This is a genomic window from Aeoliella fuhlenseeensis (assembly GCF_052161615.1).
GTDB lineage: Bacteria > Planctomycetota > Planctomycetia > Pirellulales > Lacipirellulaceae > Aeoliella.
On sequence record NZ_CP197417.1, the window covers coordinates 3,303,011 to 3,325,972 of the forward strand.

25 protein-coding genes are annotated in these 22,962 nt (G+C 60.6%); 12 read left to right on the forward strand and 13 right to left on the reverse strand.

Annotated features, from left to right (window positions below; all coding sequences use genetic code 11):
• From SH292x_RS13040 to ndk, 4 genes are all read right to left on the reverse strand, one after another.
• Complete coding sequence (locus SH292x_RS13040; RefSeq protein ID WP_442481443.1) at positions 1–1,383, reverse strand: serine hydrolase; 1,383 nt, start codon at positions 1,381–1,383, stop codon at positions 1–3.
• Positions 1,384–1,467: 84 nt separating this feature from the next.
• Positions 1,468–1,914: a retropepsin-like aspartic protease gene (locus SH292x_RS13045; protein ID WP_442481444.1), complete on the reverse strand. Its 447-nt coding sequence runs from the start codon at positions 1,912–1,914 to the stop codon at positions 1,468–1,470.
• Positions 1,911–2,114, reverse strand: coding sequence for a hypothetical protein (locus tag SH292x_RS13050; protein ID WP_442481445.1), 204 nt, complete (start codon positions 2,112–2,114; stop codon positions 1,911–1,913). Before SH292x_RS13050 ends, SH292x_RS13045 begins: the two co-directional genes overlap by 4 nt.
• A 62-nt stretch (positions 2,115–2,176) precedes the next feature.
• Entirely contained in the window at positions 2,177–2,635 is a 459-nt protein-coding gene (ndk, locus tag SH292x_RS13055; protein ID WP_442481446.1) for a nucleoside-diphosphate kinase, read from the reverse strand.
• A gap of 103 nt (positions 2,636–2,738) precedes the next feature.
• On the opposite strand from ndk, the gene SH292x_RS13060 reads away from it, so the two are divergent.
• Positions 2,739–3,602: a deoxyribonuclease IV gene (locus SH292x_RS13060; RefSeq protein WP_442481447.1), complete on the forward strand. Its 864-nt coding sequence runs from the start codon at positions 2,739–2,741 to the stop codon at positions 3,600–3,602.
• An 88-nt stretch (positions 3,603–3,690) separates the two neighbouring features.
• Here SH292x_RS13060 and SH292x_RS13065 read toward each other — a convergent pair whose 3' ends face one another.
• The 4 genes from SH292x_RS13065 to SH292x_RS13080 all read right to left on the reverse strand — a co-directional run bounded on the left by SH292x_RS13065 (position 3,691) and on the right by SH292x_RS13080 (position 8,404).
• Positions 3,691–4,992 (reverse strand): metal ABC transporter permease, encoded by a 1,302-nt coding sequence (locus tag SH292x_RS13065; protein WP_442481448.1) that lies wholly within the window; start codon positions 4,990–4,992, stop codon positions 3,691–3,693.
• 151 nt (positions 4,993–5,143) lie between these two features.
• Positions 5,144–6,508: an iron chelate uptake ABC transporter family permease subunit gene (locus SH292x_RS13070; protein WP_442481449.1), complete on the reverse strand. Its 1,365-nt coding sequence runs from the start codon at positions 6,506–6,508 to the stop codon at positions 5,144–5,146.
• A 45-nt stretch (positions 6,509–6,553) separates the two neighbouring features.
• Positions 6,554–7,357 (reverse strand): metal ABC transporter ATP-binding protein, encoded by an 804-nt coding sequence (locus SH292x_RS13075; RefSeq protein ID WP_442481450.1) that lies wholly within the window; start codon positions 7,355–7,357, stop codon positions 6,554–6,556.
• Positions 7,358–7,429: 72 nt separating this feature from the next.
• The gene (locus SH292x_RS13080; protein ID WP_442481451.1) at positions 7,430–8,404 is read right to left on the reverse strand and encodes a metal ABC transporter solute-binding protein, Zn/Mn family; all 975 of its coding nucleotides are present in this window, start codon (positions 8,402–8,404) and stop codon (positions 7,430–7,432) included.
• A 355-nt stretch (positions 8,405–8,759) separates the two neighbouring features.
• Between SH292x_RS13080 and SH292x_RS13085 the strand changes: the two genes are divergently transcribed.
• The 3 genes from SH292x_RS13085 to SH292x_RS13095 all read left to right on the forward strand — a co-directional run bounded on the left by SH292x_RS13085 (position 8,760) and on the right by SH292x_RS13095 (position 12,132).
• Positions 8,760–9,392, forward strand: a complete 633-nt coding sequence (locus tag SH292x_RS13085; protein WP_442481452.1) for a GNAT family N-acetyltransferase — start codon at positions 8,760–8,762, stop codon at positions 9,390–9,392.
• A gap of 285 nt (positions 9,393–9,677) precedes the next feature.
• Entirely contained in the window at positions 9,678–10,919 is a 1,242-nt protein-coding gene (locus tag SH292x_RS13090) for a M16 family metallopeptidase (protein ID WP_442481453.1), read from the forward strand.
• Positions 10,906–12,132 (forward strand): M16 family metallopeptidase, encoded by a 1,227-nt coding sequence (locus SH292x_RS13095; RefSeq protein ID WP_442481454.1) that lies wholly within the window; start codon positions 10,906–10,908, stop codon positions 12,130–12,132. Before SH292x_RS13090 ends, SH292x_RS13095 begins: the two co-directional genes overlap by 14 nt.
• Positions 12,133–12,246: 114 nt before the next feature.
• On the opposite strand, the gene SH292x_RS13100 is transcribed toward SH292x_RS13095, so the two are convergent.
• The 5 genes from SH292x_RS13100 to SH292x_RS13120 form a co-directional block, all read right to left on the reverse strand.
• Positions 12,247–12,792 carry a GIY-YIG nuclease family protein gene (locus SH292x_RS13100; protein ID WP_442481455.1) on the reverse strand — a complete coding sequence of 182 codons (546 nt, stop codon included), beginning with the start codon at positions 12,790–12,792 and terminating at the stop codon, positions 12,247–12,249.
• 60 nt (positions 12,793–12,852) lie between these two features.
• On the reverse strand, positions 12,853–14,637 hold the full coding sequence (locus SH292x_RS13105) for a glycoside hydrolase family 2 TIM barrel-domain containing protein (RefSeq protein ID WP_442481456.1): 1,785 nt from the start codon (positions 14,635–14,637) through the stop codon (positions 12,853–12,855).
• 86 nt (positions 14,638–14,723) lie between these two features.
• A complete protein-coding gene (locus SH292x_RS13110; protein WP_442481457.1) occupies positions 14,724–15,182 on the reverse strand; it encodes an SRPBCC family protein in 459 nt (152 codons plus the stop codon).
• Positions 15,183–15,413: 231 nt separating this feature from the next.
• Positions 15,414–15,812, reverse strand: a complete 399-nt coding sequence (locus SH292x_RS13115; RefSeq protein WP_442481458.1) for a hypothetical protein — start codon at positions 15,810–15,812, stop codon at positions 15,414–15,416.
• Positions 15,809–16,456, reverse strand: a complete 648-nt coding sequence (locus SH292x_RS13120; RefSeq protein ID WP_442481459.1) for a hypothetical protein — start codon at positions 16,454–16,456, stop codon at positions 15,809–15,811. Before SH292x_RS13120 ends, SH292x_RS13115 begins: the two co-directional genes overlap by 4 nt.
• A 269-nt stretch (positions 16,457–16,725) precedes the next feature.
• Between SH292x_RS13120 and SH292x_RS13125 the strand changes: the two genes are divergently transcribed.
• From SH292x_RS13125 to trpS, 8 genes are all read left to right on the forward strand, one after another.
• On the forward strand, positions 16,726–17,139 hold the full coding sequence (locus SH292x_RS13125) for a molybdenum cofactor biosynthesis protein MoaE (RefSeq protein WP_442481460.1): 414 nt from the start codon (positions 16,726–16,728) through the stop codon (positions 17,137–17,139).
• An 83-nt stretch (positions 17,140–17,222) separates the two neighbouring features.
• A complete protein-coding gene (locus SH292x_RS13130; RefSeq protein WP_442481461.1) occupies positions 17,223–17,441 on the forward strand; it encodes a hypothetical protein in 219 nt (72 codons plus the stop codon).
• Positions 17,442–17,472: 31 nt separating this feature from the next.
• Complete coding sequence (gene moaA / locus SH292x_RS13135) at positions 17,473–18,486, forward strand: GTP 3',8-cyclase MoaA (protein ID WP_442481462.1); 1,014 nt, start codon at positions 17,473–17,475, stop codon at positions 18,484–18,486.
• A gap of 219 nt (positions 18,487–18,705) precedes the next feature.
• Positions 18,706–19,134: a YkgJ family cysteine cluster protein gene (locus SH292x_RS13140; RefSeq protein ID WP_442481463.1), complete on the forward strand. Its 429-nt coding sequence runs from the start codon at positions 18,706–18,708 to the stop codon at positions 19,132–19,134.
• 557 nt (positions 19,135–19,691) lie between these two features.
• Positions 19,692–20,117 carry an HU family DNA-binding protein gene (locus tag SH292x_RS13145; RefSeq protein ID WP_442481464.1) on the forward strand — a complete coding sequence of 142 codons (426 nt, stop codon included), beginning with the start codon at positions 19,692–19,694 and terminating at the stop codon, positions 20,115–20,117.
• Positions 20,118–20,307: 190 nt separating this feature from the next.
• Positions 20,308–20,541, forward strand: a complete 234-nt coding sequence (locus SH292x_RS13150) for a hypothetical protein (RefSeq protein ID WP_442481465.1) — start codon at positions 20,308–20,310, stop codon at positions 20,539–20,541.
• 144 nt (positions 20,542–20,685) lie between these two features.
• A complete protein-coding gene (locus SH292x_RS13155; protein ID WP_442481466.1) occupies positions 20,686–21,591 on the forward strand; it encodes a dihydroorotate dehydrogenase in 906 nt (301 codons plus the stop codon).
• A gap of 218 nt (positions 21,592–21,809) precedes the next feature.
• A complete protein-coding gene (gene trpS / locus SH292x_RS13160) occupies positions 21,810–22,781 on the forward strand; it encodes a tryptophan--tRNA ligase (protein WP_442481467.1) in 972 nt (323 codons plus the stop codon).
• The last annotated feature ends 181 nt before the right edge of the window (positions 22,782–22,962 follow it).

A 22,962-nucleotide genomic window follows, 5' to 3' on the forward strand; every position in this document is an offset into this window, starting at 1 on the left:
TTACTGTCCCGACTTCGCCGCCGGGAGCGCGAGCCCATTCTGGTGCAGCGTGAGCTCGGTGCATTCACCAGCATCGTCGACATCGAACACTAGCCTGGCGTCGACCACTTTGTAGTACCATTCGGTGTCTGATCGAGGGTGGACGCGAAACTTCGGCTGGCCGGTCGCTTGGACGTATAGCTTGCCATTCTCCGTGGTAACGGTGAGCACAAATCCGGGGGCTAGCTGGTACTTGCCCACGTACCGCTGCATGACTTCATCTGCGACGTGCACCGGCTGCGCGAACTCGCGGGGCTTCACGTCAGCGCCCGCAAGCATCTGTATCAACTGCTCGGCGAGCGCATCGACCTCGCCATTTCCAGTGTTGGTGAGCACGATGACCGCCGCGTTCGCCGGGCGACTTACGAACAGGGCCGAGTGGTACCCGCCGGTTTGTCCGCTGTGCCAGCGAGTCGAACCGTCGCGGGCGATCGTCCAGCCTAGCCCCATCGCGAATTCGCCATCGAGCGGGGCTTGGTGCTCTTTCCAGGCGAGTTCCATTGCCTCGCCCAATTCGCCCTTCGGTGGCGAAAGCGACGCGGCGGCGAACTTCAGCATGTCACTCGCTGAACTACGAAGCGCCCCGGCACCGGCGAATGTGGGAATGTCCCAGTTCGCGGCAGGCTCTCCATCGCCGTCGTAGGGGGGTGCGAGGCGACGCTGTTGATCTTCACTAAGTGAAATGCGCGTATCACGAAGATCGAGCGGCTTGGCAATTCGGTCGACAAACAGCTCCTCGTAATTCACGCCCGCGTCACGCGCCAGCAGATGACCGAGCAAGCCAACGCCCAAGTTGGAATACTCTTTCTTGGCACCTGGCAGGCGAGCCAACTCGTGCCCGCTCAGGAACTCGACCATCTGCTCCACCGAATAGTCGGCGTACGGATTCGCAGGGTCCTTGGGCGAGAAGTTCGACGGCATGCGAGGCAGCCCCGACGTGTGTGTCGCCAAATGGCGGAGCAAGATTGCCTGCTCGTCCCGCGAAGGCATTCGCACGGTTTCAGGCAGAAACCTGCTCGCCGGATCTTCGAGCGTCATCCGCCCCTGCGTGACTGCGTCGGCGAGCAGGATGCCCGTCATCACTTTGGTAACCGACCCAATCTCGTACAGCGTATCGCCATCGGGCACCCTATCCGTCCCGTCAGCTACCTTGCCATACCCGCGGATCACCATCCTGCCATCGTGCACGACCCCCACCACCATGCCAACGACGACCTCGCCATCGACGTAGGGCCGGGCGAGGGCATCGATGCGAGCTTCCAGAGGCTCCGCGCTGGAAGCCGTAGTCGCCAACGAGATCGCGAAGCAGCAGACGATCCAGCAGCGCGCGGCAAATCGTGACATAACTACCTCCAATCGAAACGGGGGATGTGTTGTCTACGAGTTCGCCGGGAGCAAACGGTTATCGCCCATTTTTCAAACGCCGGCCTAAGAAAGGCTCTGAACCGGCTCCAGCGAGACTTCCAGGTTCAATTCGTCGAAAATTGCGATAAAGTGCTCCAGCCCGCCTGTCCGACCCAAAATACAACATTCATCGGAACGGGATGGAAACTTTGCAAATCCAACGATCGTATTCCAGCCGTACGTCAGCTCTCCGCTTAGCAACGTCAGCCCAACCCTGCCGGGTATGACCTCGACTTCGTGCCCACTAAATCCTTTAGCAACGTCGGCTTGCTTCTCGAGCAACTCTACTCCGATGTCCTCCGCAATAGAAAGCGGAAAAAGACAGTGGTCGGCACCCGTGTCGACCAACGCGCGGACGTAAACGTCACCGTTCGCGCCTCGCAATCTGAGCTTCGCCTCAGGCCGCCGAGCCACACCACTGGGGCATAGAGGTGACGCGTCAACCGAGTATTTGCGGTACTTCCACTTCATGAATGCAGGCCGATGAAACGCTTGTCCGCATCGGGTGCGCGCACCAACACCGGCCTCGATTCACCCGTGGACAACGCTGCCGCTTTCGCGTCTTCGTAGGATTCGGCCGAAGCAAGAATCCTGGTTTCTTCGAAATCCCAGGCCAACCACTTCCCGGCATACTCGATGGCAACTACGTCGTCAGAGTCTACATCTGCCATGTGGCCTCCCTAGGTGAAGTGCTCAAGACACCGTCCATTCTACCGAGAAGCCCGATCTTGGCCTACTCGTCCGCTGCGCGCATCCAGGTGGCGATCGTCGGCGTGTGGTCGACCAGTTCGTCCTTGGCGAAGTACAGGGCGATCTCGCGTTCGGCCGCCTCGGGGCCATCGGAGCCGTGCACCAAGTTCATCTGCCGGCTGCTGCTGTAGTCGCCGCGGATGGTGCCGGGAGCGGCCTTCAGTCCGCTGGTAGCGCCGAGCATGTCGCGAACCACTTGAATCGCTTCGAGGCCCTCGAGCACCGCGGCGAGAATCGGTCCGCCGGTGATGAACTCCTCGAGCGTCGGGTACCACCCCTTCTCGACGTGTTCGGCGTAGTGCTGCTTGGCAAGCTCTGGCTTGACCTGCATCAGCTTCATCGCGACGAACGTCAGACCCTTGTCCTCGAACCGCGAAATGATGCGGCCCATCAAACGGCGTTGAACACAATCGGGCTTGAGCAGAATGAGCGTGCGCTGCATGGCAGGATGTTCTCGAGGCAGGTGGTGGTGTACGGTAGGAAAACCGCGATTTTACGCGGGGTATTGCAACCACACAACAGCCCCTTTCGGAAGCAAACGTCCAATGCCCACACTCGGTGCCCACATGTCGATCGCGGGCGGCTATTACAAGGCCGTCGAAGCTGCCGAGGCAGCCGGTTGCAACTGCGTGCAGCTCTTCACCAAGAACAACAACCAGTGGCGGGCCAAGGAGCTCACCGACGCGGACGCCGAGCGGTTTCAGGCGGCGCTCAAGGAGCTGGGCATCACCCACCCCATCGCGCACGACTCCTATTTAATCAACCTCGGCAGTCCCGACGACGAGCTATGGAAGAAGTCGATCGACGCGTTGGTGGTCGAACTTCAGCGGGCGGCGAAGCTAGGTATTCCGTATGTTGTCGCCCACCCGGGGGCGTTCACCACAACTAGCGAAGAAGCGGGCATCAAGCGGATCGCCAAGGGCCTCGACGAGGTTCACAAGCAGACCAAGGGCATCGCGTCGCAAGTGCTGCTCGAAAACACCGCGGGGCAAGGCTCGAACCTTGGCTGGCGGTTCGAGCATCTGGCCGACATCATTGCCAAGACGCGCAACCCGGAACGGCTTGGCGTGTGCATTGACACGTGCCACGCGTTCGCGGCGGGTTACGCGATGGAGACCAAGAAAGAATACACCGCGACGTTCAAGGCCCTCGACCAGACGGTGGGACTCGACCTCGTGAAGGCGTTTCATGTGAACGACAGCGTGAAGCCTCTCGGCTCGCGCGTCGACCGCCACGCCCACATCGGCGAAGGGGCGATGGGACTCGAACCGTTCCGCCACCTGATGAACGACCGCCGCTTCAAAAAGGTGCCGATGTACCTGGAAACTCCTAAGGGCACCAGCGACGCGGGCGAAGATTTCGACGTGATGAACTTGCGGACGCTGCGAGGGTTGGTGGAAGGAAAATAGGCGAATCGAGCCGCCAGCGTTAGCTGGCGGAGCAAGGCCAAGTGGTACCACCTCCACCAGCTTACGCTGGCGGCTCGATGGCAAAGCGCTACTCCGGTATCTCGCGCCCGTGTGGATCGCCGGCTCCTTTGGGTAAGCGACTCGCCAGTTGCTCCTGGATCTTCTCGTCCAGGTAGTGCTCGACGCGGTGCGCGGGCTCGTGGACGTGGTCGAGCGGCAATCCAAGCTCTTCGTGCAAATAGGTCTCCCACAACCGGTGCGTTCGGACGAGCTTCATCGCCTGGGTGCGGCCTTGGTGCGTGAGGATCACGTTGCCATTCGTCGGCAGCACTTCGCCTTGACGGACAAGTTTTCGCAGTGAGTTCCGCGCCGCGAGCCCGCCCCCCACGGCTTCGATCGCTTCGCGTTTGGTGAGGGACCGCGTAGGACTCGTTTCTTCCACGCGGTACAGCATGGCGAGAATGTCCTCGCGGACGATGCGCGACGCCGTTTGGTAGTTGAACCATACCCGCGAGACGACGCCCCCGGTCGGCGAGAAGATGGCGGCGAGCAGGTAAACGCCCCCGGCCATGACGGACATCACGCCGGGCGGCGAGAGGTCGAATCGCATGGCGACCAGCGTGCCGACGACACCAACCCCAGCGCCAATTGCACACGCCAGCATCACCATCCGCCCCATCCGTTCAACACAGAGCTGCGCGGCCGCGGGGGGGATAATCAACATCGCGATCACGAGAATTGAACCCACGACTTGGAACGACGCGACGGCGGTGAGCGCGACGAGCGTCATCAGCGTGTAATGAACCACCGGCGACGAGATGCCCATCGAAGTGGCGAGCGACGAATCGAACGTTGTGATCTTCAGTTCCTTCCATAGAAGCACGATGGCCACGATGTTGACTAGCAGGACGGGAAGTGCCACCAAGATCTGACGGGGCAATTCGACGCCGCCTAGCCGAATGGTATCGAGTACCGAGACGAGCGAACCCTCGTAAACGCAGGCAATATCGAGGTGGACGCGGGAACCAAACAGTTTCAGCAGCACCACGCCTAGCGCAAACAGCGATGTAAACACCACGCCCATCGCCGCATCGGTGGAGAGCTTGCCATAGTGGTGCAGTGTCTGCGTTAGGAAAGTGGTCGCCACGCCGGCGAGCACCGCGCCGATGAACATCGGCACGATGCTCAGGCTCCCCGAGAACATAAACGCAAGCACCAAGCCCGGCAGAACGGCATGCGACAGGGCATCGCCCATCAAGCTCATCCGCCGGAGCACCAGCAGCGACCCCACCAGCGCGCACGACAAGTTCACGAGCACCGCCACCAGCATGATGCGCAGCATCATGGGCAGCGTCTCCGAGGCGAACAGGTCAATAACGGCGAGCGGCATGGTGGTTAATGGTTGTTTCTTAAGCCACGGATAGACACGGATGAAACACGGATAGAAAGGTCGTCGGATTTAGAGAAAGGGGGGGGAATTCATTGCTTGCATTTTCGCGGTGCCACATCGCATCCGTATTTCATCCGTGATAATCCGTGGCTCATTTTGTCGTGTCTCTCACTTGCTTAGAGTTATCCTTGATCGCATGAGGCGAACGAGGCACGTCCCCGGGGGCCGTCGCAGGCAATCGGCCTTCGGCAACGAGTAACTGTTCGAGCTGATCCACCGAGTCGGGCGATAACAGGTGTTCCAGATCGTCGGCGTCGTGGTGGATGTCGTCGATCGAACGATGGTGGCGACTGAGGCGATACAGCTCCCATAAGCGATGGGCACGTACCAACTGGGCAGCACTTCGATAACCGGCCGGCGTGAAGCGAAGCCTCGGGCCAACGCGTTCAATGAGCCCTTCGCGCATGGCTTGGTGCGTGTGCACGGCGATCGTTTCGGCGCTCCAGCCGCCATGATCGGCGAGACGATCGAAGTCGATCCAAGGGCATTTTGATTCGGGGGCGGGGCTAAGTTCGTAGACCGCTCGCAGTAGGTGATCGCGTTCGACGCGATGACGCAGCTTTCGCTCGTGCCACCAGCGGGAGAGGATACCGCGCTCCGGGGCCGCGATCATCGATAGCAAGAGGATGCCAGCGCCGGCGAGGACAATCAGCGGACCGGGTGGCAGACCACTCACCGAAATCGCTGTGACCTTGCCGACCCCCATGCGTTCCAGCACACCAGGCGCCGCCAGCAAACATCCCGCGATGCCGGCAAGCCCACCGAACAGCGACGCAATGGCGAGTAGTCGGCCTAAGCGATTCGTCCAGAACCTCGCGGCGGCAGCCGGGGCGATCAACATGGCGGCCATCAGGATGACGCCGCAAATCGGGAGGCCAATAATAGTGACCACCGCAATCGCCGCCATGATCACGAGATCAAGCCAGAAGACGGGCCATCCTTGCGCTGCCGCAAAACCGGTGTCAAACGACAATAGCTTGAGCTCCTTGTACAGCACTAGAACAAGCACCAACAGCGCGGCCGCGACAATGCTGATCACTTGGATGTCCTGCACCCGGAGACTAGCGATCTCGCCAAACAAAAACGAGTCGAGACCCGCCTTATTGCCGGCGGGGTTGTCTTGCAGCACGGTGAGCAGCACGACCCCAAGACCGAAAAACGCACTAAGCACGATGCCGAGCGCAGCGTCTTCGGAAGTTCGCGTCCAACGCGCAATTGCCGCCACGCACGCGACGCCGAGTAACCCCGCCACCAACGCCCCAAGCGATAGCGACACGAGGTCACGCGTTTGCCACACCATGAATACAATCGCGATGCCCGGTAGCGCGGCGTGCGACAGCATGTCTCCTACCAATGCCCGCCGTCTGAGCACCGCGAACGTCCCCACGAACCCCGCCGCCGCGCCAAGCAGCGCGGCTCCGAGCATAACGTTCCAGAGTATGGAGGTGGGGAGCATGCTGATTGGTGAGTGGAAGAGTAGGTGACGCTCGGTAGACGATGGTCACTCGGGTGCCCGCTGCCGAACCGCTTCGGCGGCCTGATCCAAAATCGTCAATCGTCCGCCATACGTCTTCTGTAAGTTCTCAGTGGTAAACGTCGTGTCGACGGGGCCACATGCCAACAGTCGCATGTTGAGCAGGATGACCCAGTCGAAGTACTCCTGGGTAGTTTGCAAATCATGGTGCACGACGAACACGGTCTTTCCCGCAGAGCGAAGGTTTTGCAGCAGCCCGAGGATCGCTGCCTCGGTGGCTGCGTCGACGCCGGCGAACGGCTCGTCCATGAAGTAGACCTTGGCGTCCTGAGCTAGCGCGCGGGCGAGGAACACGCGCTGCTGCTGTCCACCGGATAGCTGACGGATCTGCCGGTCTGCGAAGTCGGCGAGTTCCACCTGCGCGAGACACTGCCGCGCGAGGTCGCGTTCTTTGGCCCCTGGTCGGCGGAACCAACCAAGCCGGCCGTACGTCCCCATCAGCACCACGTCGAGTGCCGTGACGGGGAAGTCCCAGTCGACGCTCTCGCGCTGGGGGACGTAGCCCACGACGCCTCGCTGCTGGTCGTACGGCTTGCCATAGATCTCGACTTTACCACTCGCAAGCGGCACCAGTCCGAGTACGGCCTTGATGAACGTCGACTTCCCGGCCCCGTTCGGTCCCACGATGCCAACAAGTTTGCCCTCAGGCACCGTCAGATCGATGTCCCACAGCACCGGCTTACGCCGATACGCCACGGTCATGTCGTGTACTTCGAGTGCAGTGACGGCGCTCGTGGTACGAAGCTCGGGTTGAGAGGCTTGCATTGGCATGGCTCTGTGGTAGCCGTACTCGCAAGAGTTCGGGACGGCTACCTAGCACCACCCGAATTCTTGCGAATCCGGCTACTTTTCCGCCTCCTTCAATCCTTCCACGATCGCAGCGACGTTTGCGCGAATCATTCCGGTATAGGTTTCCGCGCCCGAGCCGGCCGGGCCCATGGCGTCGGAGTAGAGTTCGTCGCCCACGCGGACTTCGTGCCCCGAGGCGGCGCATTCTTCGATCAACTTATTCACTAAGCGCGGCGACGTAGAAGACTCGACAAACACAGCCGGCACTTCTCGTTCGACCAGCACTTCGCGGACATGATCTAGGTGGGAAAAGTCGGCTTCGTCTTCGGTGCTGATTCCCTTAAGGCCGATGGTCTCGATGCCGTAGGCCTTGCTGAAGTACCCAAACGCGTCGTGCGCGGTGACCAGTAAGCGCCCTTCGGCGGGAATCGATTCGATCGCCGCGCGGACTTCGCCATCGAGTTCGGCGAGCTCTGCGCGATAAGCCTCGGCATTCGCGCGGTAATCGTTCGCCCGCGCGGGGTCGAACTCGGCAAGTCGCTCGGCGGCGTAGCCGACGCAGTCGCTCCACAATTGCACGTCGTGCCACAAATGGGGATCGTGCACGCCCGAGGCATCGGTCGGCGACAGCAAACGCGGATCGTGACCTTCCTCCAGCTTCCCCGCGAGCGGGACCACTGGCTTGCGCTGTCCAAGTTGCTCGAGGGCATCGGCCACTCGACCTTCGAGGTGCAGACCGTTGTAGAACACAATGTCAGCGTCCTGCAGCTTCAGCAGGTCCGATGGCTTTGTGCGATAAAGATGCGGGTCGACGCCGGGACCCATGAGGGCTTCGATTTGGGCGTGCTGTCCGGCGATGTTTTGCAGTGCATCGGCAACCTGCTGGGTCGTGCATACGATTTTGATCGGTCCATTGCCTTCGAACCTGAACTGCCCCCCCTGCTCCGCACTTGGCTGACACCCTGCCACGACGCCAGACAGCAGCGCCAGGCAAAGGCAGTCCGCGATGGAAATTCGAGAGGTTGGCATCGGTCGAAACTCGTTACAGGTTCACAAGTTGCCGCTGTTTTTGATTAATCAAAATCTACTCCGGTGCCAGGGCGAAAGTCAAGCGAAGACCCCTTCGGATAGCGCAAACGGGCAAGCCAGGGCCTCCCCGCCCCCGGAATTCCTGCCTTTAAGTTTGGCGTCTCAGCTCTCGGAGTTTCCAGAGTCGGAGCCGACCCGGCTCTCGCGGCCCCCAGAGACCGGGGCCCTACAATCGGAACTCTGTAGGGACGCTACGCCACCAAACCCCGCCAAACCCGGCTCGCAAAGTTTGACCCGCTATTTCCGCAGCGGTACATTGCAAGTGCTGCGAGGAAACGCGCTGGAGGCACTTCGCATGTTCCCTTCCCTACTATCCACGGGCTACTGGTTCTGGCCGTTTACGGCAGGCCATCATGGTGCGGACGCGTCGATGAGTGTCACCTACGTCAAACGCTATCGCATGGAGGCCGACCTCACTCGGCGGACCATTGCCCCCGCGCGCTTGCCTGCCGGTTACCGACTCCGAGCGTGGACGCCCGAGTTGCTCGATGCCCACTCGGAGGTGAAGTACCTGAGCTTCCACGACGAGATCGACGCCGGCATTTTCCCGAGCCTCAGCACACCCGATGGCTGCCAGCAACTGATGCAGGGCATCACGTCCGGCACGGCCTTTACGCCCGAAGCGACTTGGCTCATTGAAGCGATGGACCGCGATGGTCACCGCGAGCCATGCGCGACGATTCAAGGCATCAAGCTTGATCAACGCTTTGGTTCCATCCAGAACGTAGGCGTGGTGCCCTATCACCGCGGCCAGGGCCTCGGCGCGGCACTGGTTACGGCGGCCCTCATTGGTTTCCAGCAAGTGGGCCTCGAGCGAGCCTACCTCGAAGTTACCGTGCAGAACGTCGGCGCGGTACGACTCTACCAACGCCTCGGCTTCCGCCGCTCAAAGACAATCTATAAGTCGGTGGAGTTGGCGTATAGTTGAGCGGCCGCGCCCATGTCATCCTGAGGGAGCCTAGGCGACCGAAGGATCTCCTTGGCCACTGTTGCTGGGCTGCTCCGCCATCAACTCTCGGCACAATACCCGGGAAGTTGCAGGTCGTCTTCAGCTCCAAACGAGATTCCTCGGTCGTGTTACTCCCGTCGGAATGACACAATGGCTCACTCCTCCAGCTCCCGACGCTCACCCCACCGCACTTGCCTCGGCGGGCTGAATGGGCACAATTAGCCGGTTCGGCTTCAATCCACCTCCTTCGCCAAGAAATCGCCGGTGCCTACCGAATACGTCCATCAACTCGACAACGGCCTGGTCCTGCTGGGCGAACCCTCCAAAGCGTTTCAATCGGCGGCGTTCTCGCTGCTCGTGCCGGCGGGGTGTCGACACGACACGCCAGACACGGCTGGTCTCGGCAGTTTGACCTGCGAGATGATGCTTCGCGGAGCTGGCTCGCGAGACAGCCGGCAGTTGATCAACGACCTGGAGAACCTGGGCGTCGAGCGGGGCGAGTCGGTTGGGGTATCGCAAGCTAGCTTCAGCGGCGCGACCATTGGCGAGAGCTTGCTCCCCGCGCTGTCGATTTACGCCGACATCGTCCGCCGTCCGCATCTGCCCGCCGATCAACTCGAATCGGGTCGCGCCGTGTGCGTGCAGGAAATCCGCGGTGTCGAGGACGAGCCCGCTCAGAAGTTGATGATGGAACTTCGCCGTCGTCACTACCCCGATCCCTGGGGTCGGCCGAGTCACGGCGAGCTTGACGCCATCGCCAATATCTCGATGGACGACATCACCGAGTTTTACACAAAGCGTTACGGGCCGCGCGAGGCGATCCTGGGCGTTGCGGGGAACTTCGACTGGAACGAAGTGAAGGACGCCGTCAACAAACTGTTCGGTGACTGGAAAGTTCAGGCCGAAGACGACGAACCGATCGTTCTCCCGAATCTTACCGATACGCACATTGAGTACGAATCGAACCAATCGCACATTGGCATCGCGTACCCGACCATTCCTTACAAGCACCCCCAGTATTTCGAAGCCTGGTCCGCCGTCGGCGTGCTGTCGGGTGGCATGAGCAGCCGGCTGTTTAGCGAGGTTCGCGAGAAACGTGGCCTCTGCTACACGGTCTACGCTTCACTCCATACGCAGCGCGAACGGGCCGCCGTGTTCTGCTACGCTGGCACCACCGCCGAGCGTGCCCAGGAGACACTCGACGTCACGCACAGCGAACTCGTGCGGCTCGGCACGGGCATCACGCCCGAAGAGCTCGCCCGGCTAAAGGCCCGCATCAAGAGCAGCCTGATCATGCAGCAGGAGTCGACCTCCGCGCGGGCCGGCTCGCTGACGCGCGATTGGTATCACTTGCATCGCGTTCGACCGGTGGAGGAAGTCGCCGCGAAGGTCGACGCCCTGACCGCCGAGGCGATCAATGGCTACCTGGCCGACAATCCTCCCAAAGATTTCACCTACATGACGCTGGGCCAAGAGCCGCTGGAGCTACCCGATGGAATTTCGTAAGCATCGCCTGGCCAACGGCCTCGAAATCGTCGCCGAGTGCAATCCGGCCGCGCACACGATGGGCCTCGGGTTCTTCGTACGCACCGGTGCGCGCGACGAAACGCCTGAACTCGCCGGCATCAGTCATTTCCTCGAACACATGGTGTTCAAGGGCACCCCGCGCCGTAGCGCCGAGGACGTGAACCGCGAGTTCGATGAAATCGGTGCGCACTACAACGCCTTTACCAGCGAAGAGAGCACCGTTTACTACGCCTCGGTGCTCCCCGAGTACCAAGGTGCCGCCCTCGACATCCTGGCCGACATCATGCGTCCCAGCTTGCGGGCCAGCGATTTCGAGATGGAGAAGAAGGTGATCGTCGAGGAGATCCAGATGTACCTCGACCAGCCACCCTACGGCATGGACGATCGCCTGAAGCAAATCTGCTTCGGCGGCCATCCGATCGCCAACAGCGTGATCGGTAGCGAAGAGAGCGTTACCGCCATGTCGCCCGAGCAGATGCTGCTATACCACCGCGATCGCTACTCGGCCGACAACCTGTTCATCGCCGCGGCAGGCAAGGTGGACTTCGATGCTTTGGTCGAACAAGCCGAAGAGTTGTGCGGCTCTTGGGATTCTACGAACCCGACGCGCGACACGCCCCCGGCGACCATGAAGCCGGCGATGGAACACAAGACGCTTGCAAGTTGCACGCAGCAATACGCCCTGTTGCTCCGTGACGCCCCCGCCGCGGGCGACGCCGATCGCTTTGCCGCGAAGCTCCTCACCACGATCGTTGGCGATGATTCCGGCAGCCGGATGTACTGGGATCTCGTCGACCCCGGCCTCGTCGAGTCGGCGAGCCTCGGCCACTACGAGTACCAGGGGCTCGGCATGTTCTACACCTGGGTCGCCTGCGAGCCCGACGACACCGCCGACAATCTGGCCCGCCTCAAAGAGATCTTCGAGGCAGTCGAGCGAGATGGCATCACCGCCGACGAACTCACCCAAGCCAAGAACAAAGTGAAAGCCCGAGTGGTGCTCGGCAACGAACGCCCCCGCAGCCGACTGTTCAACGTCGGCGGCAACTGGCTCCAGCGCCGCGAATACCGCGCCGTAGCCGACGACCTAAACGCCGTAAACTCGGTGACACTCGACGACGTCCTGGCCGTGATTGCCAAGTACCCGCTATCGCAATACGCGACGGCGACCGTGGGACCGCTGGAAAAGCTGTAGACTTCTCCGCCGAGCCGATCATTTCTCACGCGCCTAACCGGAGGGCCACGCCCTCCGCGAAGCGAACGCACAGAGTTCATCGAGAAATACTCGCTATCGCTGCTAACAGTCCGCTCAATGCAGCATACGTGCTCTGTAAGACTTCCGATGTTGCTTCAAAAAACGCAGGTAACTCTGTAGCAGCGGCTGTTTATTTCCCTGAATGTTCAGCGGATAGTGCCAGTCGCCGATTAGTTCGCTAACTTCAAGCTGCTTGGCGGTGTCGAGATCGACAGTCTCAATCCATTCAATTTCGAGCGTATCCACAAACTTGTTGATTCTGTCCTCGCCTGTAGCGTAGTCGATTGAATTTAGCGCCAAAAGCGTGTTACGAAAAGTCGACAAGAAGCCCGAACGGAGCGCACTCTGCCGCAAAGGCTGCGCGGCGTGCCATGCGACCCGCTGTCGGAGGCTAGTGGCGATTCCCACATACAGGCACACTTTTCCCGACGCACTCGTCCGAAGATGCAGATTCTTGGTGTCACAATAGTCGGTCATCTGAAATTGCGTAATGCAGCGTTTCGGAAAGTACCACCAATAAATTCCCGCTTCAACTGGGATATCGGCCCAGCAATTCCGACGAAGTTTGCCAAGCCTACGTGGAGTTGTATTACATGCCATCGTTCACCCCTGATCGCTGGCGCCAGATGAGTTTCCGGATTTCGGTAGTTCCCCAAACTCCTACTCCACAAACCGCACATCATCCAAATAAAACACCACTTCCCCCCCCTGCCCTGCGGTCGTCCAACCGAAGCCGTTCTTGAGGCGGGTGCGGTCGAGGCTTTCTAGCGGAATGCGGTACAGCTGCCACTCGGTGGTGAGTTCGAAGTTCGCGAGTTCGGTCTTCCCCGAGTCGTGGTACGCGCCGTCGGTGGTGTTGAGGCCGCAGAGGAAGGTCACGCGCTCGCCCCCCTTCGCGCCACGAGCCCAGAACTCCAGTGCCGAAGCGGCTGAGAGATCGTAGCCGCCGGGCTGCTCGCCTTGCCAGTCGCTCGGTGGCGACTGCCACACGACTCCGCCCCACTGGTCCCCCGCCGTGTACTCGGCACGCAGGCAAGTGGCGCCAGCGTGAGGATTCTCCTCGCAATCGAGCTGCTGCTTGATCGCCCCGTGGTTGCCCATGTAGCCACTCGCCGCGTAGGGTTCGAACGTCATGTCGTCGCTATAGACCACGAGCGGCAGTTTCGGCTTCGTCGCGGCGACCTTCTCGATCGGCGCGTCGACGTACAGCGGCACGTTCGCCACCGCCGCGCCGCCCTGCCCATCGCGAACGTACAGGAACAGCCGGTAACCGCCCCCTCCGCTGGGCATGGTCACTTCGGCCGATTCGCCGTTCGCAACCACCGTGTTCGCGAGTTCCGACTCAGCGGACTGGGCGTCGTTGCCATTGGCGACCACGACGCGATCGCTCCGCAGGATCCAATCGAACTTGAGTGGGTCCTGCTCCGGGTCCTCAACGACCGCCGTTGCAATCAATTTGGCGCCAGGCTTCACCTTGCCGGCGCCGGGCATATCGAGGGAGACAATTTCAGGACATCGATTGGCCACGGGCTTACCGGTCCAGAACTCGCTCATGGTGTCGGCAGCCGCGAGTCGCGATCCATCGGGCAGCAGCATGCCAAACCATGTGGCCGTGGTCTCCTGCTTGTGACCCCACAAGAACGCGTAACTCCCCAAACAAAGTGAGTCCCCGGCCACCGCGCGGCGGTATCCCTCGGCGTAGTGCTCGGCCTTCGCGGTGCTGGTGGGTTCGATCGGCGCGCCCCACTCCGTCTTCTCGCTCTCCCACGGCCCGCGCGCTCCGAACTCGGTGACGATGTAAGGCTTCGTGCCGCCGGCTTTACGATAACGCTCGGCGACGGTCGCGATGCCACCGTAGGAGTTGATGCCCACAATGTCGATGCTGGGGCAGAAGCGATGGAGACTCTCCACCTTGTGATCGCCCAGCTCGGCGATGACGGTCATCGTCGGATGGCCGGGATCGATTCGCTTGATCTCCCGCGCAATGTGCTCGACCGCGTACCACACGGCGGGGTTGGTGCCTTCGCCCTCTATTTCGTTGCCGATGCCCCACAGCAAGACGGCCGGGTGCGACTTGTACTTCTGGACAACTTCGAGGCACACTTCGAGCTGCGCGACGACTGCCGCTTCGTTCGAATAGTCGAACCCGCTCCGCTCGTGACCCAACCACATGCCAACGCACACCGTCATTCCGCGTGCGTGCGCCTGGTCCAGCAGTGGCCCCAGGTTGTCGGCTCCCCAGGTGCGGATGGAGTTGCCGCCGAGCGACTTGAGCAGATCGAGCTCGGTTTGACCTCCCGCGCCGTGGAGGGCGTAGGGTTCACCGCCGCGCGTGAGCTTCGCGCCGGCGGTTGATCGTTCCACCTGAACGGGGATGGGACTTTCAGCCAAGCACGGCGAAAAGGCTATCAGCAGGAGCGTGAAGCAGAGAAGGCGTGCGGGCATGGTGGTGGCTCGGGGGAAATCGTTGCGGCAGAACGACATTATAAGCAGCCGCCGACCACCAAGCACTCGCCGCCGGTTTGCACGCGTCACGCAGCCCCGTGAGGCTGCGTCTCGACGAGTTTCGCGAGCTGAAGCAGCGACTCTTGCCAGCCGAGGTAGCACGAATCGGCAGGAATGGCATCCGGAATGCCGGCCTGAGTGATCCGCAGGTCGGTACCGCACTCGAACTCCCGCAGCGTGATGGTCACCTGCATTTCGCCGGGGAGGTTCGGATCGTCAAATCGCTCGGAGCGACAGATCTTCTCGCCCGGAACAAGCTCGGTGAAGTCGGCGGTAAACGTGTGGGTCTGCCCCGAACTGAATTCCGTAAACGACATCCGGTATCCGCCACCCACCCGGGCGTCCATCTCGTGCACCTTGCCCAGGTAGCCGTACGGTGGAAGCCAGCGAGCGAGCGCATCGGGATCGACAAACGCCTTGTACACGCTGGCCGCTTTGGCTCGCAGGACCCGATGAAGTTCGACTGGTTTGTTCTTGGTAGCCATGTGAGTTCTCTTGAGCATTCAGGTTGAGGTTACGACCAATTGGGCCTTCTAGCCTATAACCGAACGGACGCGGTGAGATTCTACACGGCACCTGGAATTTTTCTTAGATCCGCCGCAGCGTCGACGTTGGAACCTTTCGGAGTGGATTTGGGAGCAAATCGGGCAGCGAAGCATCGCAGCGATAGCAGCCAATTCACCGGCATCTTCAGGAACTACCCCGCCATCTGGATTTTAGCCTCGCCAAACGAAAGGCTCGTCTTCGTACTTGCGGATGGCGGGATTGGAGAGCGCCCAGAACTGAAGATTGAACACCACCGCGGTCGCGAGATTGATAACCGTCAGCTCCGTCTGGAGTGACTGGCCGGTAATCCAGCAACCAATCAACACGAGGAAGTACACAGTGAGCACGCCATGAATGCAGCGAGGTGTTGAAATCATCAAATCGGTGATCTGTCGGCGTAACGCAAATCCGATGAGCACGCTAATAATCGCGACTAGCAGTTCGCGAAACGTACCGAATACCAAGATTCCAGCCAGCGAGAATCCAATGAGCCCGGCAACCAGCAACGCAATCCGCCACAATGCCCCGGCACCGAACTCTGTGTAGATATGCTTAATCCTGCGAATCATTCTGAATTCTCTATCGCGGGTAGCTTGGCCAGCGGTGTCCACTCGGGTGGCATGCCGAGGTACGTCTGTGTGTTTTCTAGCACAACAAGACGCGAACCGCTCTTGGGCAAGACAATAAACACAAATGGAGTGGCTGAATCTACATCGCCCTGCACGCCCGATGTCTGATATCGGTCGGGGTTAACGCGGATCTCAATTTCGTCCTGGGAAGCCTGCTCGGTCTCGACCCAGTAACCCGACGTGTTCGTCGATGCACCGCCAAAGATGGCGACTACCTCTTGAATGCTGAAATCGATCTCGAGCTTGGGATCGCTCGAGTCGCCAGTGTTCGCTCGATGCTCGGCCCAAGTGGCGCGCCAATCGCCCGCGGTCCGAAGACGACGGACGCCTTGCGCTCGAACAGCTGAATCGTTTCCAGTCATGACTTGGAGTGGCGCATCGATCGGCCTCTCACTGATAGGCTTAGGATGCTTGGCGTTGTACTCTTCGAGCGCTCGGAGGATTTGACGATTGTTTTCCATGACATCATTGCGCCGTCTGGCCTCGCGGAAGCTCTGATAGACGGTCGGGCCGCACACAATCAGCAAGAACAGCACCGCCGTGATGGCCGCAATCACGCCTAGCCGCAGTATCGATCTTGTCAAAGGGGACCCCCGAGGTAAGAGTCATGCTTAAGCCCAGTAACTCCTTTAGCCTACCGTTCTAACTGACTGAGTCCCTGTGGAACAGACACATTCCGATGCGGGGCCGACGGGTAACAGCTGAGTTTCATAAACTCTGGGACAAAATTGCAGGTACGCCATAGAAAGCAACCACTAACCTGATCTAATGGGGCATCCACGTCGCGTTGAACGCCTTCACGGAACCTGCGGCACGCCTCGCGTTTTCCCTAACCCGACAACGACTACCTCCTGTGATCCGTCTCACCGAACAACCCATCGAACTGCAACCTCTCATCGACCTCGCTTGCCAGCCGGCGGCGGGGGCGGTGGTGGCGTTTGTGGGGATCACGCGTGCCGTGACCGGAGACAAGCGTACCGAGCGGTTGGCGTATGAAGCGTATCGCGAGATGGCCGAGGCGAAACTCGCGGAGCTCGAAGCGGCTGCTCGTGAGCGCTGGCCGCTGGTAGAATGCGTGCTGGTCCATCGACTGGGCGAAGTGCCGGTGAGCGAGGCGAGCGTGGCCGTCATCACGAGCAGCCCCCACCGCCGCGATGCGTTCGAGTCGGCCGAGTGGTTGATCGACACCCTGAAACGCGATGTACCAATTTGGAAACAGGAGCGTTATGAGAGTGGCGAGACAGAATGGGTGCATCCGGGGGCCTAAACCATGGCGGGGCTTCGCGATTGGTCTTGCATCGGTGGACGATCACTTGAATTAATCGCCCGTCGAACAGGTAAAATATGACGATGAATATCACCTCGTACGACGAGCTCTTAGCGTTTCTTCGCACGACGGACACTGTCAGTGGTGGCGACATTTACGACGAAAGCGGCGTATTTGAATTATTGGCGGCGTGCGTCGATAATCTCAGTCGACACGTCCATGACGAATGCATTGAAGATCAAGCCGTTTGTTTCACCGATGGACAAAAAGAATTTCTGAGAAAAGTCATTAGCTACTTTTAGTTCTCTACCTTGCCCCCAGCCATCGAGCTCAGTGCCCCGTCCCCTTCCAACTCGAACGCCACTAGTCGACACGTTCGGCCGTGTGCACACCAGCCTTAGGTTGAGTGTGACGGATCGGTGCAACATTCGCTGCTTCTACTGCATGCCGGCTGAGGGCGTGCGGTTCTTGCCGCGGGCGGACATCTTGTCGTTTGAGGAAATCAGCCGCTTCGTTCGTGTTGTCGCGGCGATGGGTGTGTCGCGGATTCGGCTCACCGGGGGCGAACCCTTGGTGCGTACGGAGCTCTCCACGCTGGTCGCGATGCTTCGGGACATCGACGGCGTTGAGGAAATCGCACTGACCACCAACGGCATGCTGCTCGGCCAGCAAGCCGATGGCCTGAAGCGGGCCGGGCTCGATCGTTTGAACATCAGCCTCGATACGCTCGACGCGACGAAGTTCGAGCGCATTGCACGCCGCAGCGGTTTCGATCAGGTGCTCGAAGGAATCGACGCCGCGATCGCCGCGGGCTTTGAAAATGTCCGCCTCAACGCCTTGGCGATTCGTGGCGAGACCGAGGACGAGATCGTGCCGCTCGTCGTGTTCGCAACGTCCCGCGGACTGGTGATGCGGTTCATCGAATACATGCCGCTCGACGCCGATGGTGCGTGGCAGCACGATCAAGTGCTCGCCGGCGAAGTGATTCGCGAGACCATCGAGCGCGAGCTCGGCCCGCTCGTGCCCGTCGAGCGAAGCGAGTCGAGTCAGCCAGCCGTGGATTACGAGTTCGTCGATGGCCGCGGTCGCGTGGGCTTCATCAATCCGGTGAGCGAGCCTTTCTGCGGCGCTTGCGATCGGCTACGCTTGACCGCCGAGGGCCAAGTCCGAAATTGCCTGTTCAGCACCACGGAGTCCGACGCCCGAAGTTTGCTCCGCGGCGGTGCTAGCGACGAGGAGCTCGAACAGCTCGTACGCGATTCGATCCAGAAGAAGAAACCGGGCCACGGCATCGACGATCAGACGTTCCTGAGGCCTCAACGAGCCATGTATCAAATTGGGGGTTGAGGGAAAGAGTCAACCCTAGCGTGCGAGCAGGCGAGATCCTTCAGTCGCCTAGGCTCCCTCAGGATGACAAGTGGCGCAAACTTACTCACTTACTCACTTACTCACTTACTCACTTACTCACTTACTCACTTACTCACTTACTCACTTACTCACTTACTCACCCAACTTCCGGACGACCACGGCCCTGACGGGCCCCGCTCGCCTTAACGTAATAGAACCATGCCAGCTAAAAAGAACTCCAAACTCTGGTACGCCGATGGGCTTCGCTTTAAGTGCACCGGGTGTGGCGATTGCTGCACGGGGGCACCGGGGTACGTGTGGGTAAACAAGCAGGACATCGCCCTGCTAGCGGCCGAGCTCGACATGGAGGTCGACGACTTCGAGCACAAATTCGTCCGGTCGGTGGGGGTGCGGAAGAGCCTGGTCGAGTTCTCCAGCGGCGACTGCGTGTTCTTTGATAGCAAAAGCCGCAAGTGCGAGGTCTATAACGCCCGCCCCCGCCAGTGCCGCACCTGGCCCTTCTGGGACTCGAATCTGAAGTCCCCCCAAGCATGGGCCGAGATGTGCGAGTCCTGCCCCGGTGCTGGCAAGGGGAAGCTGCACGACATCGAGCACATCGAAGCCGAGCGGGCTAAGATCAAGGTCTGAGGTCTGATCTGGGAAGGCTGCGGTCGCTAGCTAGTGAGTCTGTCCGGGGCCGAGGACGGCCCGGCTCGCGCGGAGTTGCAGTGAGCCGGGTCGTCCCCGAGCCTGGATCTTGTACGCGGCACGCCGCACCTTGGGACGGTTGTATCAATTTCAGAAACTTTGCCGATTAGGTGAAGTACTCCGCCGGGTGGTCCGATAGATACCTGTGAGTCCACACCGTCGCGCGATGGCGTGACGGGACCGCTGGAACCAGTGTGACTCGCAACTCCTTATTATTTCTAGAGTTGCGACGAATCTGGCGAAAACGGGGCCAATACAAGGGCCCAGTGGATGGCGTAAGTTCTTTGACAATTTGGGTTTAAGTGCGATTCGGAGGGTGGTCCGCAAGGTGCGGATTAACCGAACAGATCGCGACCGAGCACCGTACCAGGACGAGCATCCGCCGTGTGTCAATCTTGACTCTAGTGCTTGCTACAATTACACTTGGAGCAAGACAGCACGTCGCCAATCGGACCCATTTCGGGGTCCCAACTGCTCTTCGGACGGGAAACTCTGTCGTGACCAAAAAAGAGATCGTAAAGACCATCTCGGACGAGATTGGGCTGACACAGCTCAAGACGAAGGAGATCGTCCAAAAGACGTTCGACGCCATTGTCGAAACGTTGGTCGAAGATCACCGCATCGAGCTCCGCAATTTCGGAGTGTTCGAAGTGAAGCGGCGTGCAGCTCGCAAGGCTCGTAATCCTCGCACGGGTGAAAAGGTTTCTGTACCGGAGAAATTCGTCGTAACCTTCAAGCCTGGCAAGGAGATGGAAGCACGAGTGCGGGAGCTCGAACGACGAGCGAACGAGGAACGCGAAGCCCGCGAGCGGGCCGAAGCGGCGGCGATGAACGGCTCGGCTCACCACGACCACACGACTCACCACGAACAAACGGGCTCGCCTCCGGCAACAACTCGAAGCGAGCCAACGAGTTACGAATAAGCACTTATCCCAGTCACGAACTTCCGCCAAGGATGGACGGAAACTACGGACTTTAGGCCTCGACCCCGCAAGTCGTTGGCCACACAACACTTATCGCGAATACCCGCGGCAAACTACACGATCTCGTCTCCCAGCGCCGAGTGGCATTAGCCCCGAAGCCAGTGGTTACTCAAGGAGGAGTACCAATCCCATGCGTAAGTGCCGTTTTCAAAGATGGTGGTTGTCGGGCATTATTGCCTGCGTCCTTACGGCCAATGTCGGGTGCCTGATTCCGCTGTACTCGGGCGACCCTGCTCGCCGGGTCCGTCAGATGATTTACACGTCTGAAGACCTCAGCTCGATCATGAGCGAGTGGGAGCGAATCTGGTTCCTCGACCAACCGAGCCACATGAAGCCGTTCATCACGCACGGCGGTGTGATCTAGCCCATAGCAGTCCGCAACCGGCAGCGAGCGACCTCGTTCGCTGCCGGCGGTTTGCCTGAGGCCGCTCGCCGAGCAGTGGCACGCGCGGTACATTGCGCACGTCACCTCTCCAACTCGCGATCCCCTCGTAGGTAAACCGCACTCGTGGATCTCTCCGTATCGCTTGGCCGTCTGCGGCTGCCGAACCCCATTCTGGTGGCCTCGGGCACGTTCGGCTACGCACGCGAGATGCAAGGACTGGTGGACTTGGGCCTGCTGGGAGGCATACTCCCCAAGACCATCACCCAGCAACCTCGCCCCGGCAACGCCCCCTGGCGGACCATCGAGACGGCCGCCGGGATGCTTAACTCCATTGGCCTCGACAACGACGGCATTGATTCGTTCCTCGAGAAGCTGATGCCCTACCTGGCGTCGCTGGGCGTCCCGATCATCGTGAGCGTGGCTGGCCGCAGCGCCGATGAGTTCGTGGAACTCGCCCAGCAGCTGGATGGCGTGCCGGGCGTGGCGGCGGTCGAGCTCAACATCTCCTGCCCTAACGTTTCCGGCGGCGTCGACTTCGGCACCGACCCCGCGATGTGCGAAGACCTCGTGCGCCGCTGCCGCGAGTCGACCAGCACGCCGATCCTGGCGAAGCTCACCCCCAACGTCACCCGTATTGCCGACATGGCTAAGGCGGCGTCCGCCGGCGGTGCCGACGCCCTCTCGCTCATCAACACTTGCCTCGGCATGGCGATCGACTGGCGACGCCGTCGGCCGCTCTTGGGCAACGTCATGGGTGGCCTTAGCGGCCCCGCGATCAAACCCATCGCCCTCCGCTGCGTCTACCAGGCTCGCCAAGTGACCGACACCCCCATCATCGGCATCGGCGGCATCGCCACGATCGACGACGTCATGGAGTTCATGGTCGCCGGAGCCACCGCCGTCCAACTCGGCACCGTGAACTTCTACAACCCGCGGGCGTCTATGGAAGTGCTCGAAGCACTGCCGGGGGCACTGGCGGAGTTGGGGGCGAGTTCGGTGAGTGAGGTGGTGGGAACACTGACCAAGTAGCACATCCTTAGGCCCGGCATTTAGGCCGGGTGGAAGAACACCCCCACAGGCTGTACGCGATATTGTAAGGCATCGGGGTCGGAGACCCCTCCCACAGTTTCCCTTCGCTAAATCGTTCAATAAAAAACCACCACCCCGGCATAAATGCCGGGGCTAATTCCGCCTAACTACCCCTAGCCACTAGCCTCCAGCCCCAAGCCCCAAGCCCCCTCCCCGTCATGCGTGTACTCTCCGGCATTCAACCCACTGGACCGTTCCATTGGGGTAACTACTTCGGCGCGATTCGGCAGTACATCGAGCTGCAGGACGTGGCGACCGAGTCGTATTTCTTCATCGCCAATTTGCACGCGCTCAACACGGTGCGCGACAAGGCGAAGCTGGGTGAGTACACGCTCAATGGGGCGATGGACCTTCTGGCGCTGGGGCTCAATCCCGAGAAGGCCGTGCTGTTTGTGCAGAGCGATGTGCCGGAGGTGAGCGAGCTGTGCTGGCTATTGATGACCGGCACGCCGATGGGGCTGCTGGAGCGCTGCGTCAGCTACAAGGACAAGATCGCCAAGGGACTGAAGGCCGATGCGGGTCTCTTCACGTATCCCGTACTGCAAGCGGCCGACATACTGGCTTACGACGCCGACGTGGTGCCGGTGGGCGAGGATCAGCTGCAGCACATCGAAGTGTGCCGCGACATCGCCGGCTCGTTCAACCATCATTTTGGCGAGACGTTCGTGATGCCCAAGGGCAAGGTGCTCGACCAATCGGCCAAGGTCCCCGGCACCGATGGCGAGAAGATGTCGAAGAGCTACAACAACACGCTCGCCGTGTTCGACGAGGAAAAGAAGCAGCGCAAAAGCATCATGCGCATCCAAACCGATAGCCGCCCGATGGAGGATCCGAAAGACCCGAGCGCCGACATCCTGATGGACCTCTACAAACTGGTAGCCACCGAGGCCGAAGTGGCCGAGATGTCGGAACTGTACCGCAAAGGCGGCTTCGGCTACGGCACCGTAAAAACGGCCCTCGCCGACGCCGCCCAACGATACTGGGAAGAACCCCGCGCCCGCCGCGCCGAATTCGCCGCGAAGCCGGAGATGGTGCGGGAGATTCTGGCGGCGGGAGCGGAGAAGGCGCGGGCGAAGGCACGGGCGGTGCTTAAGCGGGCGCAGGATGCTTGTGGGGTGAAGGGGTGGTGAAGGGAGGGGCTAGTTTCGTCATCCCGGCAAGTCGGTCCAGTGATTAAAATAACCGGATGGATACCGTCTACATCGAAACGACCGTTGTCGGGCACCTTACCGGGCGCCTCCATCCCAACGAGCGAATCGCATCTCGGCAGCAGATTAGTCGTGAATGGTGGTCAACTGCCGCAAGCCACTA

Bases quoted from the DNA above. Each gene is read 5' to 3' on its own strand.
- SH292x_RS13040 (WP_442481443.1), bottom strand. From the start codon at position 1,383: ATGTCACGATTTGCCGCGCGCTGCTGGATCGTCTGCTGCTTCGCGATC.
- SH292x_RS13045 (WP_442481444.1), bottom strand. From the start codon at position 1,914: ATGAAGTGGAAGTACCGCAAATACTCGGTTGACGCGTCACCTCTATGC.
- SH292x_RS13050 (WP_442481445.1), bottom strand. From the start codon at position 2,114: ATGGCAGATGTAGACTCTGACGACGTAGTTGCCATCGAGTATGCCGGG.
- ndk (WP_442481446.1), bottom strand. From the start codon at position 2,635: ATGCAGCGCACGCTCATTCTGCTCAAGCCCGATTGTGTTCAACGCCGT.
- SH292x_RS13060 (WP_442481447.1), top strand. From the start codon at position 2,739: ATGCCCACACTCGGTGCCCACATGTCGATCGCGGGCGGCTATTACAAG.
- SH292x_RS13065 (WP_442481448.1), bottom strand. From the start codon at position 4,992: ATGCCGCTCGCCGTTATTGACCTGTTCGCCTCGGAGACGCTGCCCATG.
- SH292x_RS13070 (WP_442481449.1), bottom strand. From the start codon at position 6,508: ATGCTCCCCACCTCCATACTCTGGAACGTTATGCTCGGAGCCGCGCTG.
- SH292x_RS13075 (WP_442481450.1), bottom strand. From the start codon at position 7,357: ATGCCAATGCAAGCCTCTCAACCCGAGCTTCGTACCACGAGCGCCGTC.
- SH292x_RS13080 (WP_442481451.1), bottom strand. From the start codon at position 8,404: ATGCCAACCTCTCGAATTTCCATCGCGGACTGCCTTTGCCTGGCGCTG.
- SH292x_RS13085 (WP_442481452.1), top strand. From the start codon at position 8,760: ATGTTCCCTTCCCTACTATCCACGGGCTACTGGTTCTGGCCGTTTACG.
- SH292x_RS13095 (WP_442481454.1), top strand. From the start codon at position 10,906: ATGGAATTTCGTAAGCATCGCCTGGCCAACGGCCTCGAAATCGTCGCC.
- SH292x_RS13100 (WP_442481455.1), bottom strand. From the start codon at position 12,792: ATGGCATGTAATACAACTCCACGTAGGCTTGGCAAACTTCGTCGGAAT.
- SH292x_RS13105 (WP_442481456.1), bottom strand. From the start codon at position 14,637: ATGCCCGCACGCCTTCTCTGCTTCACGCTCCTGCTGATAGCCTTTTCG.
- SH292x_RS13110 (WP_442481457.1), bottom strand. From the start codon at position 15,182: ATGGCTACCAAGAACAAACCAGTCGAACTTCATCGGGTCCTGCGAGCC.
- SH292x_RS13115 (WP_442481458.1), bottom strand. From the start codon at position 15,812: ATGATTCGCAGGATTAAGCATATCTACACAGAGTTCGGTGCCGGGGCA.
- SH292x_RS13130 (WP_442481461.1), top strand. From the start codon at position 17,223: ATGAATATCACCTCGTACGACGAGCTCTTAGCGTTTCTTCGCACGACG.
- SH292x_RS13140 (WP_442481463.1), top strand. From the start codon at position 18,706: ATGCCAGCTAAAAAGAACTCCAAACTCTGGTACGCCGATGGGCTTCGC.
- SH292x_RS13150 (WP_442481465.1), top strand. From the start codon at position 20,308: ATGCGTAAGTGCCGTTTTCAAAGATGGTGGTTGTCGGGCATTATTGCC.
- trpS (WP_442481467.1), top strand. From the start codon at position 21,810: ATGCGTGTACTCTCCGGCATTCAACCCACTGGACCGTTCCATTGGGGT.